Source organism: Chroococcidiopsis sp., assembly GCF_051657925.1.
In the GTDB taxonomy this organism is placed as follows: domain Bacteria; phylum Cyanobacteriota; class Cyanobacteriia; order Cyanobacteriales; family Chroococcidiopsidaceae; genus Chroococcidiopsis.
Genome location: NZ_JBOFLP010000218.1, coordinates 1 through 17,626, shown reverse-complemented (window position 1 = coordinate 17,626; position 17,626 = coordinate 1). Strand labels below are relative to the sequence as shown.

The window sequence follows — 17,626 nt, the reverse complement described above, 5'->3', positions numbered from 1 at the left end:
GGAATTGGCAATAAAACACTGACTAATGACAGTTATAGAAGATAATAAAAAAGATGCGAAATTTCGCATCCTACAAGAAATTTAACTTAGCATAACTTTGAGAGATCGCTACACTAGCGCTGATTCCATTGCCCCCTTTTCGATCTATCGCCCCCCTTTGTAAGGGGGGTTGGGGGGATCTTCGTGCCGAAGTTTGAAAACAATGATAAATCTTTGGCAATCTATCGACTACTGTTAGGCGTTTGAACTTTGCGATTTTGGCTGCGTTCTAGCATTTGACGCGCATCAGGACTGGGATTATAGTTATATCCCATAGATGACGATCGCTCTGAATCGTCGATAATTTGAGGAGTCAACAACACGATGACTTCTTGACGCTGATTCTGTTTATTAGTGCTTCTAAACAATGCGCCAATAATAGGAATATCACCAAGGATAGGAACCTTGCTAACGTTGGTTCGGTCTGATTCCTGAATAATACCTGACAGGATTAAAGTTTGATTGTCTCGCAGGCGAATAAGCCCAGAAGTAAGCGATCTGTCGTTAATCAAAGCAATTTCATCGCCTTGGGGCGTTCTAGCTGTTCCTTGTACAGCTTTAACTGTAGGAGCTACAGATAAGGCAACAAAGCCGTTGTCATCAACCCGTTCGATCTTAATCCCAACAGTCAAACCCACTCGCTCTTTTTGAATCGTCGTGGTGTCTTGAGGGATAGTTGTTGTACCCCCAGTAATGGTTCTGGTGATGTTGCCTACCACTTCTTGTGTCAGGTTGACGGTAGCCTGCTGCCCCTCTTGAACGATCAAAGTAGGATCGGTTAAAACCTTAGCATTGCCACTAACAATTTGAGCTTGCAAACGAGATAGAAATTGTCTGGCAAACCCAGGCTGGAGTACTGAATCTCTTTCAGATTGAGGATTCCTCGTACCGAAATTGATGATGCCACTACCGCGATCGTTTTGTAAGAAAGTGTCACCCAGCCCAAACGAAAAGCTGGTATTAATGTCCTCAGTTGCTAAGAGGTTAATATCAGCAATCTTGACGTTAATTGCAACCTGGCGACGGCGAGAGTCGAGTTGAATCAATTGGGCGCTAGCGACCTGAACTTGCTTGGGAGAACCAATCAGTGTAACGGAGTTCGTCCGCTCGTCACCGACAACTTCTAATCCCCGTAGTAGGGGTGTAGAGTCTTGAAAATCAATCCGTTGGGTTTCAATCCGCGTCTCTGTACTCGTTTGGGTTTGTGTTGCGGGAGCTTGTCCACCACCTACAGGTACGGCTTGAACGCTAGTGATCGTGCGTTCGCGGCTGACGGCACTTTCTGCACCCATTGCGACCAAAAAGTTAAGTGCTACGCCTACCGTGACCTGATTTAGCCTGTAGCTGCGCGTTACTAGATTACGAGCATCGTTAGGCAGTCTGGGACCGACAAAAATCGTGCGTCCTTCCCGATTGGCTTGCAAGCCTGTAATCCGCAGTACGTGATTGAAAACATCCTGTACGGATTCGTCTTGAATATCGAGAGTGACTTTGGGTCCCTCGGCTCCCCCCGCTCCAGGCGCAGTCGGAGCTGGTTGACCTTGTTGCCCTTGAGGTGTAGCTGTTGTGTAAGCTAAGTTGAGACCAGCAGCACGGGCAAGTAGGGAGAGGACTTCGCGCACGGGAGCATCCCGCAAGACTAGGCGCGGAACTCGTTCTTGACTGCCAAGATCGATCAGAGCCGGAGAAGCATCGGTGTTGGAAATTGCCATATCTCCCACAGGTGGGGCAACCGCTCTAGGCAAGAATGGCGGTTGGGCTTGATTCCCGCGCATTGCTGAGGGTGGTACTGGCTTTCCGTCAACCGTAATTTCTGGATTGGGAAAAAGGGGTTTTTGAACTGTTACCGATTGCCCTGGTTTCAATGTCGTACCAGTTGTTGGAGCGGGTTTTGCTTGGGCAATCCTTCCTGGCGTAGAGCTAACGCTAAACGTTACACTTTGACCATTACGTTGCATTTGACCGTTGGGAGCATTGGTAGTACCAGTGACCATCAGCCGGATGCTACTAGAGTCGAGTCGGGTAACAATTACTGAATCAATACCTGGTGCTGGTTTGGCTTGACGAAAATCTTTTCCTGCGGGTAAGTTCAACTGAGCGTTACTAATATCTGCAACTAGAGTATTACCCTGCTGGCTGGTTAAGACTTGGGGGCGAGCCGCCGTGGAAGTCTCCAAAACCACATTTAAGCCGTTATTTGTTGGATCTAGCTTGACTGCTGTTACCTTTGCAGGTTTTGCCCATACTGGCGGCGCTGCGACGAGTGCGACTGCTACCCCGATAAATAGTATGTTACTACCTTGAAGCTGTTTCACAGTTCTGTTTCTACTTTGAGTAAAGTTTAGGTATTCTACGCGCATTGCAGGCGATCGCCTTAAATTTGAAAGCTAGTAAACGCAAATTCGCCTGACAGTTTACAGAAATAGAATGAGTTATAACAGTTATCAGTTATCAGTTATCGGTTTCATTCCTTGGATGAAAAAACTATTTTTTAAGAACTGGAAAGCGCTTTTGTAGGATAAATTCCTCACTATGCACTTGATAACTGTTTGCTGAATTAAGGAGATAATTTCACCTGAAAAACTCCACAAGCAAGCTAACTTTATTTCGGCATTTTTCCCAAGCGAAATTTTACTTATAAATCTTTGACTTCATTTTGGCATTATCTCTAATCTCAGTAAATGTACGGTAATTTTGTTACATAATGATATCTCCAAAATTAGATAATTAGATTGCGATCGCAACCCCATATCTTATATCTAATTCCAAATAGCGATCGCAATACCCGTACGGGACAGATTTAGTAAAGTTCTCGAATTTATCCCGAGATTTCACTGGAAAACCAGCCCCTATCGAAAATTCAAAATTATGAAATCTACAAATTCCGACAACTTGAATACAATATCTATAAGGGCGGGTCGATCAATTTTTTCAGTTAGGTACAGAGATTATTGATAAATCCGCCCATAAGAACTGACCGATCTTTAATTCCGAATTCCGAATTCCGAATTTATTTCTTCTCTTCCGCTTTCTTAGCCGCTGCCGCTGCCGCTGCTGCTGCTTCCTCTGGAGATACGGGAATCAGTGCCTGTAATTTAAAGGAAGTATCGATATTTGGCGCACCACTAGCACGTTTTCCATCCTTATCGGTAGCAGCTACCATTGTTGATTGATAGTCTCTCACGATTAATAATGGTTGCAATCGTTCAATACTTCGGAAAATTTCTTGAGTTTGGTCAAATGTTCCAGAGATATTAATATCAACTATTCGACGTTTGAGTTTGCCGTTGACATCAGAGCCAAGCGAACCATCAGCGATCGTTTCGGCTGATTGATTGGCGGGAGTAAATTTTTTCAATTTAGCAGTAGCGTTTTGCTTGCCATTAACCGACTGTACGAGTCGATTGAGATCGATAAGCAAAGTATCGAGCGTACTTTCGTTGGCAAATAAAGTCAAAATATCTGCTTTTTGCTGTTTTGCTTTCGCTAATTCCGTTTCTACTTGCTGCTTCTGCGCCATGCTAGCGGATTTTTGCTGCACCAAGTTTTGTTTTTCATTTTGTTTTGCTGTTAGCTCGTCATGCTTTTGCATTGCTGGCGTGACGAACGAAGTAAACAAGTACCCCCCTAAACCAAGACCAACAACTGCTAGCAGCGCTCCGCTAATCGTTGGAGTTAGAGTCACGCCAAAAACAGTAGGATAGGACGGTGCAGCCTCAAGATCTTCTTCTACAGAAATAAATTCTTCACTAATAGTCATGGTTGAATGACTCCTTTTTGTTGCAGGGTGCGAATCCGAGTCACCAGTCCTAACGTCCCTTTACGCTCTAACTCTTGGAGCAGATCGGCGGCTGGGACATTACTTAAGTTAGATTGAATTGTATATCTCACAAGTGACGGTGGTTTTACGGCTGATTTTTCATTCGATACCGCAGCCTCGGCTAGTTCTGCTGAAATAATGCGAGTGTCAGGCGCTTGGAAGAACGCTGACTGTTTCAGAGTTAATAGGAAATCGTTAACATCGCTAAACGATCGCGCCTTGCCACTAATTTCAATCCCACCAGCTGGGTTCGCAGCTGGTGGTGGAGCCGCATTACCCGCTGCCGCAGGCGGTTGTGGTGCGCCAGAGGAGGCGATCGCCGGAATTTGCTTGATCGATTCGATTTGTACCGTTCTAGGAATGCGATCGCGCAAGTCTTGTAACATTGCCGACCAAGGGCGAATTTGGTTGAAAACAGTAGCTAATGCTTTCGTATCCGTTTGCAATGTGCTAGTTTCAGCCTGAATTTTTTTCAATGCTTCTTCTTGCAAGCCCAAGCGGTTTAACTCTGCGTCTAACGCAGCTAGTTTGTTTTCCATCTGGGTGTTTTGTGTTTGTAACAATAACCACCAAGCTCCAACCACCACTGGAATCACCGCCGCTACAGCCGCTCCGACAAATAGAGGTGTTTGACCGACCGCTGACATCCGCGGTTTGCTTCCACCAGTTGCAAACCCTGACTTCTGGGGAGCGCGGTCTTTTAGAAAATTTACATCTAAACTATACATTGCCCCATGCACCTCTGATTCCTAAACCGATCGCCGTTCCCAATCCCGGTCTTTGCATTGGAGTAATTTTCTCCTCGTCTACATCTAAAGACAGTGCTGCCACTGGATCGATTGGCGCTGTGGGAATGTTTAACTTTTGTTGGAAAAATTCACTCAAGTTGCCCAAACCACCACCAGGTCCGCACAAAAGAACCTGTACCATTTCCAAATTCTCACTTTGACTGAGGTAAAAATCAATCGAGCGACGCAATTCGTCTGCTAATTCGGCTAAAACCCGCATCACTGCCAAAGTGCCAGAATCTACATCTGGCATGTCTTCTGGTTCATCATCATCTCCACTAGTCAGTGGCAGATTGAATGACTCCAACATTTGAGTATCCCTAGATGCAGGTAAATTCATCGATCGCAGTAGAGCGCTCTGCATTTGATACGTCCCAATGGGAATAGTACGGGAAAATTGCGGCACTCCATCAACAATAATGGCAATTTCTGTATTATCAAATTGAACATCGACGAGCGCTACGCCTTCGTTCGTGCTGTACGTCCGTAATTGCTCCCGAATCGTGCGAATCAAGGCAAAACTGTTAATTTCTATGACATTAACTTTTAACCCCGCATGTTGGAAGGTATCCATATAGGTATCTGTAACTTGCTTGCGAGTCGCCACCAGCAATACTTGTACCTTCTCAATTCCATCTTCATCGACGAAGTAGCCTAGCTTTTGATAGTCAACATCAGCTTCTTCGCGCGGGTAGGGTAAGTACAAACCAGCTTCGTGATTCAGTACCATTTCCCTCAGTTCTTGGTCATTTAGCTCTGCTGGTAAAGGAATTAGCCGCACGATCGACTCTCGCCCAGGCACGGCTGTCGCTACCCATTGGGCTTTGATCTTAGTGTCAGTTAGTGCCTTTTGAATTAATTCTGCCAGGGCTGGAGGGTCAGCAATTTGACCATCTTGAAACAGCCCTTCTGGAACCGGGGTGGAGGAAAAAGCTGTCAGTTTGTAACCCTGTCGCTGCTTTTTCAGTTGAGCTATATTAATTCGTTCAGGAGCTAGTTCAATGCCAACTCCACATCCACGCTTTGTCAGTAAACTTTTGAGACGGTCAATCACTGTTTTACTACTTGTCTATGAAGTAAAGAATTAGTCTAGCTGAAAGACTTGATACTCATTACAGCTACTCAATTTAACCTAGAATCACCAAGCTTGTTCAATGAATACATACGATCTTAAAAATGTCAATGACCAAAAGACTTGTAAATAGATTACAACCATCGAAGTTAATAATTCTTACCTTATTAGGTTTTGTTCTGAGTTGGGTAGTCAGTTGCGGTAGTGGGAACGTCGCTACTCAAACATCTCAATCTAACTCTAACAGCCAAGAAATTGAGTTTTGGACGATGCAGTTGCAACCGGAATTCACTGATTTTTTCAACCAGAAGATTCAAGCTTTTGAAAAAGAAAATCCTGAGATGAAAGTCAACTGGGTAGACGTGCCTTGGTCGGCAATGGAGAGCAAAATCTTAACATCGGTCGCAGCAAAAACAGCTCCAGATGTCGTTAACTTAAATCCAGATTTTGCCTCTGTGTTAGCTGGTCGCAATGCTTGGCTGACATTGGATAATAAAATTTTGCCCGAGGTACGTTCCACTTATTTACCTAACATTTGGCAAGCAAGTACGCTTGACGGCAAAAGTTTCGGCATTCCCTGGTATCTCACCACGCGAGTTACGATTTATAACAGCGATTTACTCAAACAAGCAGGTGTTGCCAAGCCGCCAGCAACTTACGCAGAACTGGCACAGGTCGCTAAGCAAGTCAAAGAAAAAACTGGTAAGTACGCCTTTTTTGCCACTTTTGTCCCAGAAGACTCATCGGAAGTGCTGCAATCTTTCGTTCAAATGGGGGTAACTTTGGTAGATGACCAAGGTAAAGCAGCATTTAATACAGCCGCGGGCAAAGCTGCTTTTCAGTACTGGGTAAATTTGTATAAACAGGAACTCTTACCCCAAGAATCCTTAACCCAAGGACATCGCCACGGAATTGAGATGTATCAAGCAGGAGAAACAGCTTTATTGGGGACGGGAGCAGAATTTCTCAAAACAATTTCGACCAATGCCCCAGAAATTGCGAAAGTTTCTGCTGTTGCACCAGAAATTACCGGAACCACAGGTAAAAAGAATGTTGCCGTCATGAATCTCGTGATTCCCAAAGATAGCGATCGCCCCGACGCAGCAATAAAGTTTGCTTTATTTGTGACCAACAGCGATAATCAACTCGCCTTTGCCAAAGCCGCCAACGTCCTCCCTTCAACAATTCCCGCCTTAGCTGATAGCTATTTCAAATCCGTGCCTACAGGTGATAAATCTGAAATGGATCGGGCGCGGGTAGTTAGCGCTAGCCAGTTAAAACAAGCAGAAGTGCTAATTCCCGCAATGGAGAATATCAACGTCCTCAAACGCGCCATTTACGAAAACCTCCAAGCCGCCATGCTGGGAGAAAAAACAGTCGATGTGGCGATCGCAGATGCTGCGAAAGAGTGGGATGTTAAGGCTGGAAAATAACAGTTCCTATGTAGGGGCGCGCAGCTGTGCGCCCCTACCCTGCGGTGTGTAGAAAATAACCAACCAAATACAACGAACCGCATAGAATCATTAAATTTGATGATTTTGTCGCCGCTTCTAATGCAGCGAAGAGATCTGGATAAGTGTGACACGTAGCTAGTTGGGGACAAACTTCACGGGCTAGCTTTGCTAGTATCTCAGGATCGGCAGTACTATGGTCTGGAACAGGGGCGAGATGTAACTCATCCTTGGGGCGCAATAAGGCGCGAAAAATGTCTCCATGGTCTTTAGTGGATAGCATCCCCATCACCCAACCAATAGGTTGTTCTAGCGTATCGACATATTGACGTAAAGCTTCCGCCGCTGCTGGATTGTGCGCCCCATCAATCAGGAGTTTACGTCCTTGCCAAGTCGTCCATTGCAACCGCCCCAACCATTTTGCTTTTCCCATCCCATTTGCGATCGCCTCATCCGAAATTTCCCATCCCTGTTGCTGCAATATTTGTAAAGCGGCAATTGCCAAGGCTGAATTCATCAGCTGGATGTCTCCGAGTAGAGGTAAGGGGTATTTGAGGGAGCAGGGAGTAGGGAGTAGGGAGCAGGGAGTAGAGGAATTTTGACTTTTGCCTTTTGACTTTTGACTTTGAAATTCTGCCCATCCAGGCTCAGTCTGACGTGATGGCAGGGGAAAGACAGCGGGACATCCAAGTTCTGCGATACGCGATCGCACGACGGTTTCAGCTTCTAGTGGTAATTGTCCGATGACTGCGGGACAGTTGGGTTTGAGAATTCCTGCTTTTTCTCGGGCAATATCTGCTACGGTTGGTCCTAGCTGCTGCCAGTGTTCTCGACTGATGGAAGTAATCACCGTCACTAAGGGGCGATCGCAAACGTTGGTAGCATCTAATCTTCCTCCTAACCCAACTTCTATGACTGCGATATCTACCTGAGCTTGGGCAAAGTATAACCAAGCCGCAGCAGTAATAATTTCAAATTGAGTTGGGGTTTCCTCGTCTGGCGGAATTGCTTGCTGTACTTGTAGCAATGTCTGCTGTAGCGTTTCTGGGGCGATCGGTTGTTCGTCTAAGCAAATGCGTTCCGTCCAATCTACCAAATGAGGAGAAGTATAGCGCCCAACTCGGTAACCTGCTTCTTTAAGTACGGTAGACAGGTAAGCGCAGACAGATCCTTTGCCGTTCGTTCCTGCTACGTGAATGACTGGAACTTGCTGCTGAGGATTACCCAAATTAGCCAGCAGTCGTTGAATTCGTTTTAAACCGAGATGTACGCCGAAGCGCTGATATGGTTTCAGGATAGAGTCAATGTTTTTGTCGGTCATTAGTCATTAGTCATTGGTCATTGGTCATTGGTTAATTGCAGCCATTCTCCTCCCTCCTCACTCCTCACTCCTCACTCCTCACTCCTCACTCCTCATGCATCCTCTTTTTGACAGATGAAGCTTCCATTTGGATGAGTAAGGTGGTTATTAGTTACGATTTTGAATTTCGGAGGGTAAATCTATGACTGCGACTGGAAGTGAAAGAGCAATGAGCAATTTAGAATACGATTTGCTCACAGCGTTACACCATAAGGCTGAAGCTGTCAAAGCATATGAAACATACATTAATGACGCTCAGTCAATGGATTCTCAACCTTGTGTAGAGTTGTTCCAAAAATTACGCGAACAAGATAGACAGCAGGCGCAAGAGATCCGGCAACATTTACAAGAAGTCATGCAAAAAGGCAAGATGTAGAATAGTCATTTGTCATGCGTCATTAGCAAATAACAAATGACGCTATCAGTTGCTTAATGCCTCAGATAGATAATCAGCAGCAGCTTCGACTATGGCGATCGCAGTTTCGTAATCTAAACGGGTTGGTCCTAAGACTCCCACGCTGCCAACGGGAACTGTACCGCGACGATAGGTGGATGAAATTAGGGTACAACCACGAATAGGTTCGAGTGTATTTTCCGAGCCGATGCGAATTGTAACTCGCCGCCTGGAGTTAGAATCTAATTCCGGTTCTTCAAAAATAAAAGGTAGTAGCTGCTGTTGTTCTTCTTCTAATAAATGTAAAATTGTTTGGACTTGCTGTAATTCTGCAAACTCAGGTTGACGCAAAACTTCAGACACTCCTCGAATTGCAATTTGAGTGCTAGTTGGGAGCGGCTGAGTCCGCCGACAAATATCTGCAAATACAGTTTTCAAGCGATCGCCATATTGTTGAAATTCGCAGTCTAATTGATTCCAATCAAGCGATGCTAATTCACATAGCGATCGCCCGCGCAGTTGGCTATTTAGGAAGTTGGAGAGTATTTGTAGCTCTCTTTCTATAACTTCTGGATCTGATTCTAAGAGTGTATCCGCTTCTGAAGTCGGCAAATCTAACAATACTGACTGGGTTTCATAAGTATCTGTTACCACAATCAACATTATCCGCCCTGACTCGATTTGAATGAGTTGAATGTGGCGCAGCCGTGCCATGTTAGCGCTGGGCATGGTAATTAAAGTAATGCAACCACTCACCTTGGCTAAAATCTGTGCTGCGCCTCTTAATAAAGCTTCCAAGCTCCAATCTTCCCACTTTAATTGCTCTTGAAGTAGCTGTTCTACCTGTCGTCCCCACACATCGGAAGGAGTTATGAGGCGATCGACGTAAATTCGATAGCCGGAGTCAGATGGAATTCTTCCCGCCGAGGTGTGAGGTTGGTAAAGTAAACCAGCTTTTTCTAGCACTCCCATCGCGTTACGAATGGTTGCAGAACTCACGCCGAGATTATATTCTTCCAATAAAGCTTTTGAACCCACTGGTTCGGCAGTGGCGATGTAGTGTCGTACTGTTGCCCAAAGTATATGCTGTTGGCGATCGTTTAGCTGCACTTGCATAGGTAAAACGAGACTAGTGAGATGAGAAGCGAGTTTAAAAAATGTAAATGTAATCTGTAGATTTTTTTAATTTTTAGTTATTCAAGATAGCAAAAAAGATAGACCGTTTTAAATAAATACAAAGTTATATTTCGATTGTGCCTCAACTCCTACACGGTTTTAGCTATTTCTCAGGAAAGATACCCTGAGTCTACATAAAACTTACCGTCTGTCAATATATACATGTTAAATCTTATGACCTACATCCGGCAGAGTTAAAACCTCTACCTAGACAAATTCTACCGGAGCGATCCTCTATGTAGCTTTGGCAACCCTAAATCTAATATAGACTGTACTTTTGCTTAAAATTAAAAATTGTTTGGTAGCAATTATTACTGAACGTTGTTGGGGATGGGGAACGGGGAATAGTGAGTAGTGAAGGGTTGTTGGTTAACAGTAAACGCGTTCTGCTTCACGGCGTGAAGACAGTTGTTGGTTAACTGATAACTGTCCTAGTATCTAGGAACAGATGGATCGATCGCAGCGGAGTAAGCATCAATTCCCCCTGCTAAATTTCTAAGATTTGTAAAACCTTGACGGCTCAACCACTGGCACATCTGAGCCGAACGAATACCGTGGTGGCACATGACTATGGTTTCTGCTTGAGGATCGAAGCGTGCGGGGATAGAATCAGCCCAATCAGCAAATTGGCTCAAGGGTAGAACTTCAAACCCGTCAATATAAGCGATCGCGACTTCATCCGGTTCGCGCACGTCGATCAATTGCAGTTGCTCTCTAGCATCAGAACTTAACATCTGAGCCAGTTCTTCTACACTAATTTGGCTAAAAGGATTCATAATGAGGGGCTGTGGGTTAGGGACAGATATCAGTTGTCAGTTTACAGACGTTACATGTAACGTCTGTACAAACTTGTGAATTACCACATTGACTTACAAATGACCGATGACGATTAGCCAGACATTTGTAAATTATCATGAAGCGAAGCTTATTTTTTTCTGCCATAGCAGCTGGTGTGGTAGTACTGCTATCGATCGGGATTGGCTGTTTTTATTGGATTAATAGCCAAAGTCCTCTCAGCTTACTACGAGGTGGTCCGACAAATACACCAGCAGCAGCGATATTTGTGCCTAAGCAAGCACCTGCAATGGTATCTTTGCTCGTCAATCCAGAAAAACTAGAGTCTTTGCGGCAATTGGCAGCGCGTCCGAGCGATCGCAGGCAGTCTCGTCAGGAATTAGAACGCTTTAAATCTAGTTTACTAGCTAGTAGTAGTCTCGACTATCGCCAAGACATTCAACCTTGGTTGGGGGAAGAAGTTACTTTGGCTTTGACGAGTCCAGATATCGATCGCGATGCGACAAATGGCAATCAGCCAGGATATTTAATGGTATTAACTAGCAGAAATCCGCCTAAAAGTAGAGAATTTTTACAATTATTATTTTCCCAACGGGCGATCGCGGGTAGAGATTTAGTTTCAGAAACTTATCAAGGCGTTAATATTCTATCCGATCGCGATCGGGTAAATGTAGGGGCGCACAGCCGTGCGCCCCTACAAGAACGAATCTCTCTTGTCGGCGCAGCAGTGGGCGATCGCTTTATTTTATTTGCCAACCATCCTAAAGTATTGCGAGAAGCAATTAATAACGTCCAAGCACCCGATCTGAGTTTGAATGATTCTGCTCAATATCAACACGCATTAAGTTTATTACCTACTGAGCGAATTGGTATAATCTTTCTCAATTTGCCTCAAGTGACAACTTGGTTGGGGAAAGAATTGCCAGATCGAATTTATGACAGTCAAATTATTGCCTTAAAATTGAATCCACAAGGAATTGTCGCAGAAACCTCAATAACTGCTACTCAGACAGAACTCGCTCCTGCTGGCAAGATGCTATCTGAACCCGTGCAAGCATTACAATATTTACCTACAACAATCGATTTAGCGATCGCGGGTTTAGATTTGAGCCATTTACAAAATACTAATTTAAATCAGTTATGGAGACAAATTACAACTGTCCTATCTGGTTCTAGTAATGATGCGATTTCGCGCTTAATAACTCAACCTTTAGCTAAATTACAAGATAGCTGGGGTATAAATATCTCGCAAGATATTTTTAGCTGGGTGCAAGGAGAATATGCTTTAGGAATGCTGCCCCAAAAAGATGCTAGTACGAGTGCTGATTGGATTTTTGTTGCCGAGAAGTCTGAAGGGACAGATTTAGCGATCGAGCGCTTCAATACAATTGCTGAAAATCGAGGTTTAAGCATTACACCTTTATTTTCTGGAGATCAAAAAATTTATGCTTGGACGCAGGTAAATACAGTTCCATCTAGTCCATCCGAGCTAGGCGATCGCTCGTTACTTACTCTTAAAGCTAAAGTCCAAGGTGTTTATACTACCATAGATAAATACGAAATTTTCACGTCTTCAGTTGCAGCAATGGATGCAGCTCTAAACGCAGCAAAAACAAGTTCTTTACTGAAGAGTTCTCAGTTCCAATCTGCCATTAAAGCTATTCCTCAGCCAAATCAAGGTTATCTATATTTGGATTTACCTAAAAGTCGAGCAATTTTAGAACGTCAATTACCTTTAGTTAAACTATTAGAAGTGGCAGCAAAACCATTTTTTGACAAAACACAATCGATTACTGTAAGTAGTTATGGCGATCGCACTGATGTGCTTCAGGGTAGTATTGTTTTGCACTTAGGCTCGAATTAATGTCTTATTTTGTTTGCAGCAAGGAATTACTGAGGCAAAAGAACTATGCAGACACTTCCTACTTGGTACTATAATGACTTACAGCAAGTTGGCGTTGATTTTGAAGATCCCGCAGATGATTTTGAAACGCACGTTCGGGAAGAATACAGCACTTTTGCTTGGATTATAGAAGGAATGCTGAATCGGGTTAGATTGGAATTTGAATCAAACTATCTTTCACCAACTATGGCTGAATATATCTGTCGAAAAAGATGAAAGTGCAAAATGCGATCGCGATTTAACTTTTTGCTTCTTTGGTATCAAATTTAACTTGACGATAGAGTACAGTTACGGGTAAAGATAACCCCACACTTGCCAAAGTTATCGTATCTTCTGTCGTATAAGGATACAGTACCCACAAACCTTGTTCGTTGCAACGAAAACAATCTACACCGATTTGTTCGGAATCAATTAAAACGTATTCTTGCAAAGTTTCTAACTGACGATATCGAGCAAACTTACCACCGCGATCGTATGCTTCTGTAGAAGGGGAAAGCACTTCAACAATTAGGCAAGGATGTTGAACGATTGAATTAGATTCCCGATCTCTCGGATCGCAAGTAACAACAACATCTGGATAACAATAACTATTAGCACTAGCAACTTGTACTTTCACATCTGAAATGTAAACTTCACAACCACTTTGAACCAGATGACTATCTAAAGCAGTGACTAAGTTTAAAGCAATGCGATTATGGGGTTTTGTTTCTCCAGTCATGGCAACAACTTCGCCGTCGATATACTCGTGGCGCAGTTGTTGCATAGGTTCCCATTCTAAATACTCTTGCGACGACATCCATTGTAATTGTGGACTAGCAATCATAAGCTTTACTCCGCTAATCAGCGATTGGTTATCAGTTACCATTCACTCATGACAAATGACAAATGACAAATGACAACCCCATCACCCCTTTCCACTACCAAAATGTTGCTTTACGACATCTAATCGCGAACAGTTCCAGTAATCGATGTGGGAATCAATTAATCCTTGGGGATTGAGGTGTAACTCACTCCAGCCAGGAATAGCAATGCGGGGTTTCCAGGGGAGGGGAGTATTCCAACTCAACGTCCATTCTGTCTTAATGGTGTCCCCTTCCTGGCGAATGTCATGTAAATCCATCTTGACAGCAATAAACCAGGTATTGATGAAATTAATCATTTGTTTGTATCGCTCGACACCACGAAAACGGTTGAGGGGATCTTGGAAAAAGACATCTGAAGCATAGATGCTGTATGTCTGGTTATCTGGGAATCTTTGGTAGTCTTGCCGGAGGATTTGAATAATGTCCATTATGGTTCTACTTCCAACCACAACCTTTCTAACTGATATTTCCATGCTGCCATGACTTGCTCCCGCGACTCCGCTCCTTGTTGTAAGTCGCCTAGTAATCCCTCGTCGTACATTCTGCTCAGATTTTGCAGGGTAGCTTCTAGAGATTGTCCTTGCTGCTTTTGCGCTGTAACGATTTGCCGTAGTTTCGTTTCTACTAATTGGTTAAATGCATTTGTTAACCCCGCTTGATTTAAGGAAATTAAGCGTGCGATCGCATCAGTAAAATCTGTCGTACTCAAACTTTCACGACTGTGCTGAAAGACTCCCCACACGACTCCTTGATGTAAGGCATAGCGCACTTCCTGAGTGTCGTCAAAGTTAGCTTCGAGTAACTGTTCCAAAAACGGTTGAGCTGCCTGCGCCGATACAATTGGTAATAATACTCGCAGCCAAGAGCGATCGTCTGACAGCAGTACTAACAGGCGAAATTCCGGTGTTTCGATTTGCCAGGAACCAGGAGCGATCGCTTGTACGGGTGCAGAATGAAATAAATCTGTTAGGGTGTTGGCAATTTCTTCTGGTGTCATGTATTGCTAATACTATCGTTCTTATACGAGTAGTTTAGCTAATCAGTTGTCAGTTATCAGGGAGCAGGGAGCAGGGAGCAGTTAATTATCGACTTACGACCAGCTATACAGCCTGGATCTGTGATGGTGATTTTTGAGCGATGCCAGCACGTTGACTCAGTTCTTCAGTCACAAAGCTAGGAACTTTTACTGTTGCTTGTAAAGCCATGCAGCAGTCTCGTACAGATAATAAAAATCTCTTCATCGCCACGCAATCGGGAACGGTGTCTACTCGCGCCAAAAACTTGCGCCAGTTGTTTTCATTGTCGCAGCATAATTCTACTAGATATTGGCTAGCTAGATATTCCGCTAACAGATCGTGAGTAAAGCGCACTTTATCTTGTGCCTTACCGATCGCTTGCAGCAAACCGAGATTCTGTTCTAAATGTTCTAGGTAAATTTTAGCTGTATCGTATCCTGCGATCGCCCCAATCTCACTGAGTAATTGTTCGCGTTTGACTGCGGCTGGCTGAAATGTCTGCTTGATACATTCCCAGGCGATTGCTTTGGCATATTTTTGCACGCTGTCTGCTTCTAACAACGGCACATCACTAGGTTTGCTTGCAGAATTAGATTGAGCCAGTGCCTGCTGTTGTGTCTGAGGATCGAGCGTTTGGGTAGCAAACCAAGCATTCAGCACTCTGGGATGATAGTGGAAAAAACCAACTAAAACTAACCAGTTAATTGGCAATTTCATTCTGCCGGAAAAACCAGGTAAAGCAATGCTAGAGTATCGTTGTAATGCATTGTTAATACCTAAAATCCACAGCGGACGCTGCCAGAGGAGTAGCGACCAAAATGATGTCAGCGTAGCGATATATACTACACCAATTGGTAGCCATCGATACTGTGAGGGCAACTTCAGTACGTTATCGCTCCAATTAGGGTATCGATGCGATTTGAGTATTTGCGATGACTGACGTAAGAGCGCTACCTCTGCTTCTGGAAATAACTCTTGACTGGTTTCAATAATTTTCAGCGCCGTTTCCAATTCTCGAATGTCTCGTTCTAATTGGAGATGGGAAAGCGTTGCGGCTCTTTGCTGCCATCCAGTCGCAATTTTAGCCCAAGCATAGATAGCGTTCGATCGCACCGTGCGATCGGGATCGCGGAGCGTCTGGCTCAGTGCGGGAACGGCACTTTCTGCTGCTGCTCCCATGCTACCAATTGCAGATACGACCATCGATCGCACCGATCTATCTTCATCTTGTAGTGCGACTGTGAGCGCGGGGACGGCACTTTCTGCTGCTACTCCCATACTACCAAGCGCGTATGCTGCACTAGAACGTACTACGGGACTTTTATCTGCTAAAGCTGTAACGCTCAAAGCCGGAATTGCCGAGTGCGCCGCTGCTCCCAGACTTCCCAAAGCGGCAACCGCATTAATTCTAATGCTTTCGTCCTTTTGCTGTAATTCTTGACTCAATGCTTTTACTGCGCGATCGCCACACTTTTTCAGCGCTGCTACAGTGAATATCCATTCGTTAGTGTTGCCCAGCTTGGTTATATAAGAATTAATTTCCCGCTCGGAACATGCTTCTGCTCTTACTATATCGATTGAAAGGAGATTGAAATAGAAGCAAAAACTAGATATAGGTAACCACAGAATTATTAATTGCAACTTGCGGCTTTTTTTCATACATTATTTTGGTAAATCTGCTAGCACTCAACCTATAAATTGCCGATTGGCTGTTGGTTGTTGAGCTAGCTTTTACTAGTAGTGCGCGCATCAAGACTGTCACGTTTTTTCTCTGACAACTGCATATTATACAAACGATCTTGATAGCGTTGTAAATTATTATACAGCCAATTCACTTCTAGTAAAGACTTTTTTAATGGAAGAACTTCTCTGAACGCAACACTCATCAAAAAGAGGCTAGAGGCAAGTTTCCAATCAAATTGCAAATTTTGAGCAGCTATAAATGCTACACTTTCCCCTATACGGACAGAGAAGATTTGAGGGCTAGCCGCAATTATCTGGAGTATAAAACCTATCAATCGCTCTTGAGTTCTGTGGTTTTCGCTCCTTTCAACTTCTGATTTTCTTGAGAAGAATTTAAGGTTTTTTTAGCTAAGATGCGAATTTGTGGTTTCAGAGCATCTGGAGCCGCTTCTTCTGCTTGCTCAAATAACTGAGCCGCACCTTGACTATCTTTATGAATTTGACGCAGCACAGCTTTGCGTACTAAAGCTTTAAGGTTATTGTTTTGTCTTGCCAAAATTTGGTCGTAAGTTTTTTCCGCACCAGCAGCATTACCTGTTAGCTCGTATTGCTCTGCTAAACGCAAACGCAAATCTATATTATCGGGATTGTTTTGTACTAGTTGTTCTAACGAAGCGATCGCTTTATCTAGTTTTCCAGCTTGTTGTAAAGCTTCAACATCGTACAATGCTTCACCCGTGCGAATCTGTGAAGTAGACCGTTGGTAACCGAGTAGGGACAATACAGCTATTCCAACAAAACCAATGCCGAGGAACCACCCGAGTTTCGACCCCATTTTCTCTCTAACAAAGGAGTGGCGATCGCTTTGAGTACTCGGTTTGCGGTTAGAATCGAATAAAGATTGCATCACTCCGTTAGGGTTCTTCGAGCGAGCGTTGGCATCGCCGGGGATAAGGCGATGAATTAATCCCAAAAGCTGACTATCTGCACTGGAGCTATGTATTTTGTTTAGATCCCATACTAACCAAAGAAAAGCGATGGCTGTTCCTTTGGGTTTGAGAGTGACGATGTTGTTTTCTCGGACTAGAGGTATAGAGGAGTGAAAAATCTCGTAGCGAGCTTTGACGGTATTGAGATGAGCGATCAAAGGTTCTAATTTATTTTTTATGACTTTTTGAGTTGCTGCATTAGATTCTAATAGATCGTACTTAGTTAGCACTATAGCTAATGGATAATTTAATCCATTGAGATAAACCAAGCTCGTCA

At 43.9% G+C, this 17,626-nt stretch carries 16 protein-coding genes; 4 read left to right on the top strand and 12 right to left on the bottom strand.

Annotation, left to right across the window (positions count from 1 at the left end):
• Positions 1–221: 221 nt before the first annotated feature.
• The 4 genes from ACRC32_RS17450 to pilM all read right to left on the bottom strand — a co-directional run bounded on the left by ACRC32_RS17450 (position 222) and on the right by pilM (position 5,701).
• Positions 222–2,399: an AMIN domain-containing protein gene (locus ACRC32_RS17450; RefSeq protein ID WP_438555161.1), complete on the bottom strand. Its 2,178-nt coding sequence runs from the start codon at positions 2,397–2,399 to the stop codon at positions 222–224.
• 650 nt (positions 2,400–3,049) lie between these two features.
• Positions 3,050–3,799 (bottom strand): pilus assembly protein PilO, encoded by a 750-nt coding sequence (locus tag ACRC32_RS17445; protein ID WP_438555160.1) that lies wholly within the window; start codon positions 3,797–3,799, stop codon positions 3,050–3,052.
• The gene (locus ACRC32_RS17440) at positions 3,796–4,587 is read right to left on the bottom strand and encodes a PilN domain-containing protein (RefSeq protein ID WP_438555159.1); all 792 of its coding nucleotides are present in this window, start codon (positions 4,585–4,587) and stop codon (positions 3,796–3,798) included. The genes ACRC32_RS17445 and ACRC32_RS17440 overlap by 4 nt, the downstream gene beginning before the upstream one ends.
• The gene (gene pilM, locus ACRC32_RS17435) at positions 4,580–5,701 is read right to left on the bottom strand and encodes a type IV pilus assembly protein PilM (protein WP_438555158.1); all 1,122 of its coding nucleotides are present in this window, start codon (positions 5,699–5,701) and stop codon (positions 4,580–4,582) included. Before pilM ends, ACRC32_RS17440 begins: the two co-directional genes overlap by 8 nt.
• 128 nt (positions 5,702–5,829) lie before the next feature.
• Here pilM and ACRC32_RS17430 point away from each other — a divergent pair, with 128 nt between their 5' ends.
• The gene (locus ACRC32_RS17430) at positions 5,830–7,152 is read left to right on the top strand and encodes an ABC transporter substrate-binding protein (RefSeq protein WP_438555157.1); all 1,323 of its coding nucleotides are present in this window, start codon (positions 5,830–5,832) and stop codon (positions 7,150–7,152) included.
• A 34-nt stretch (positions 7,153–7,186) separates the two neighbouring features.
• On the opposite strand, the gene ACRC32_RS17425 is transcribed toward ACRC32_RS17430, so the two are convergent.
• Positions 7,187–8,491, bottom strand: coding sequence for a bifunctional folylpolyglutamate synthase/dihydrofolate synthase (locus ACRC32_RS17425; RefSeq protein WP_438555156.1), 1,305 nt, complete (start codon positions 8,489–8,491; stop codon positions 7,187–7,189).
• 181 nt (positions 8,492–8,672) lie between these two features.
• Here ACRC32_RS17425 and ACRC32_RS17420 point away from each other — a divergent pair, with 181 nt between their 5' ends.
• Entirely contained in the window at positions 8,673–8,906 is a 234-nt protein-coding gene (locus tag ACRC32_RS17420) for a hypothetical protein (RefSeq protein WP_192155366.1), read from the top strand.
• A 45-nt stretch (positions 8,907–8,951) separates the two neighbouring features.
• Here the strand turns inward: ACRC32_RS17420 and hrcA are convergent, their stop codons facing one another.
• Positions 8,952–10,040 (bottom strand): heat-inducible transcriptional repressor HrcA, encoded by a 1,089-nt coding sequence (hrcA, locus tag ACRC32_RS17415; RefSeq protein ID WP_438555155.1) that lies wholly within the window; start codon positions 10,038–10,040, stop codon positions 8,952–8,954.
• Positions 10,041–10,531: 491 nt separating this feature from the next.
• A complete protein-coding gene (locus ACRC32_RS17410; RefSeq protein ID WP_438555154.1) occupies positions 10,532–10,876 on the bottom strand; it encodes a rhodanese-like domain-containing protein in 345 nt (114 codons plus the stop codon).
• 137 nt (positions 10,877–11,013) lie between these two features.
• On the opposite strand from ACRC32_RS17410, the gene ACRC32_RS17405 reads away from it, so the two are divergent.
• Both ACRC32_RS17405 and ACRC32_RS17400 read left to right on the top strand, forming a co-directional pair.
• A complete protein-coding gene (locus tag ACRC32_RS17405; RefSeq protein WP_438555153.1) occupies positions 11,014–12,759 on the top strand; it encodes a DUF3352 domain-containing protein in 1,746 nt (581 codons plus the stop codon).
• 45 nt (positions 12,760–12,804) lie between these two features.
• Positions 12,805–13,014, top strand: coding sequence for a hypothetical protein (locus ACRC32_RS17400; protein WP_438555152.1), 210 nt, complete (start codon positions 12,805–12,807; stop codon positions 13,012–13,014).
• A gap of 22 nt (positions 13,015–13,036) precedes the next feature.
• Here ACRC32_RS17400 and ACRC32_RS17395 read toward each other — a convergent pair whose 3' ends face one another.
• The 5 genes from ACRC32_RS17395 to ACRC32_RS17375 all read right to left on the bottom strand — a co-directional run.
• Complete coding sequence (locus ACRC32_RS17395; RefSeq protein ID WP_438555151.1) at positions 13,037–13,621, bottom strand: Uma2 family endonuclease; 585 nt, start codon at positions 13,619–13,621, stop codon at positions 13,037–13,039.
• An 81-nt stretch (positions 13,622–13,702) separates the two neighbouring features.
• Complete coding sequence (locus tag ACRC32_RS17390) at positions 13,703–14,089, bottom strand: DUF2358 domain-containing protein (protein WP_039717053.1); 387 nt, start codon at positions 14,087–14,089, stop codon at positions 13,703–13,705.
• Positions 14,089–14,658, bottom strand: coding sequence for a hypothetical protein (locus ACRC32_RS17385; protein WP_438555150.1), 570 nt, complete (start codon positions 14,656–14,658; stop codon positions 14,089–14,091). The genes ACRC32_RS17390 and ACRC32_RS17385 overlap by 1 nt, the downstream gene beginning before the upstream one ends.
• Positions 14,659–14,761: 103 nt before the next feature.
• Complete coding sequence (locus ACRC32_RS17380) at positions 14,762–16,336, bottom strand: HEAT repeat domain-containing protein (RefSeq protein ID WP_438555149.1); 1,575 nt, start codon at positions 16,334–16,336, stop codon at positions 14,762–14,764.
• A gap of 355 nt (positions 16,337–16,691) precedes the next feature.
• Positions 16,692–17,626, bottom strand: a 935-nt coding sequence (locus ACRC32_RS17375; protein ID WP_438555148.1) for a tetratricopeptide repeat protein, incomplete at its 5' end; no start/stop codon positions are given.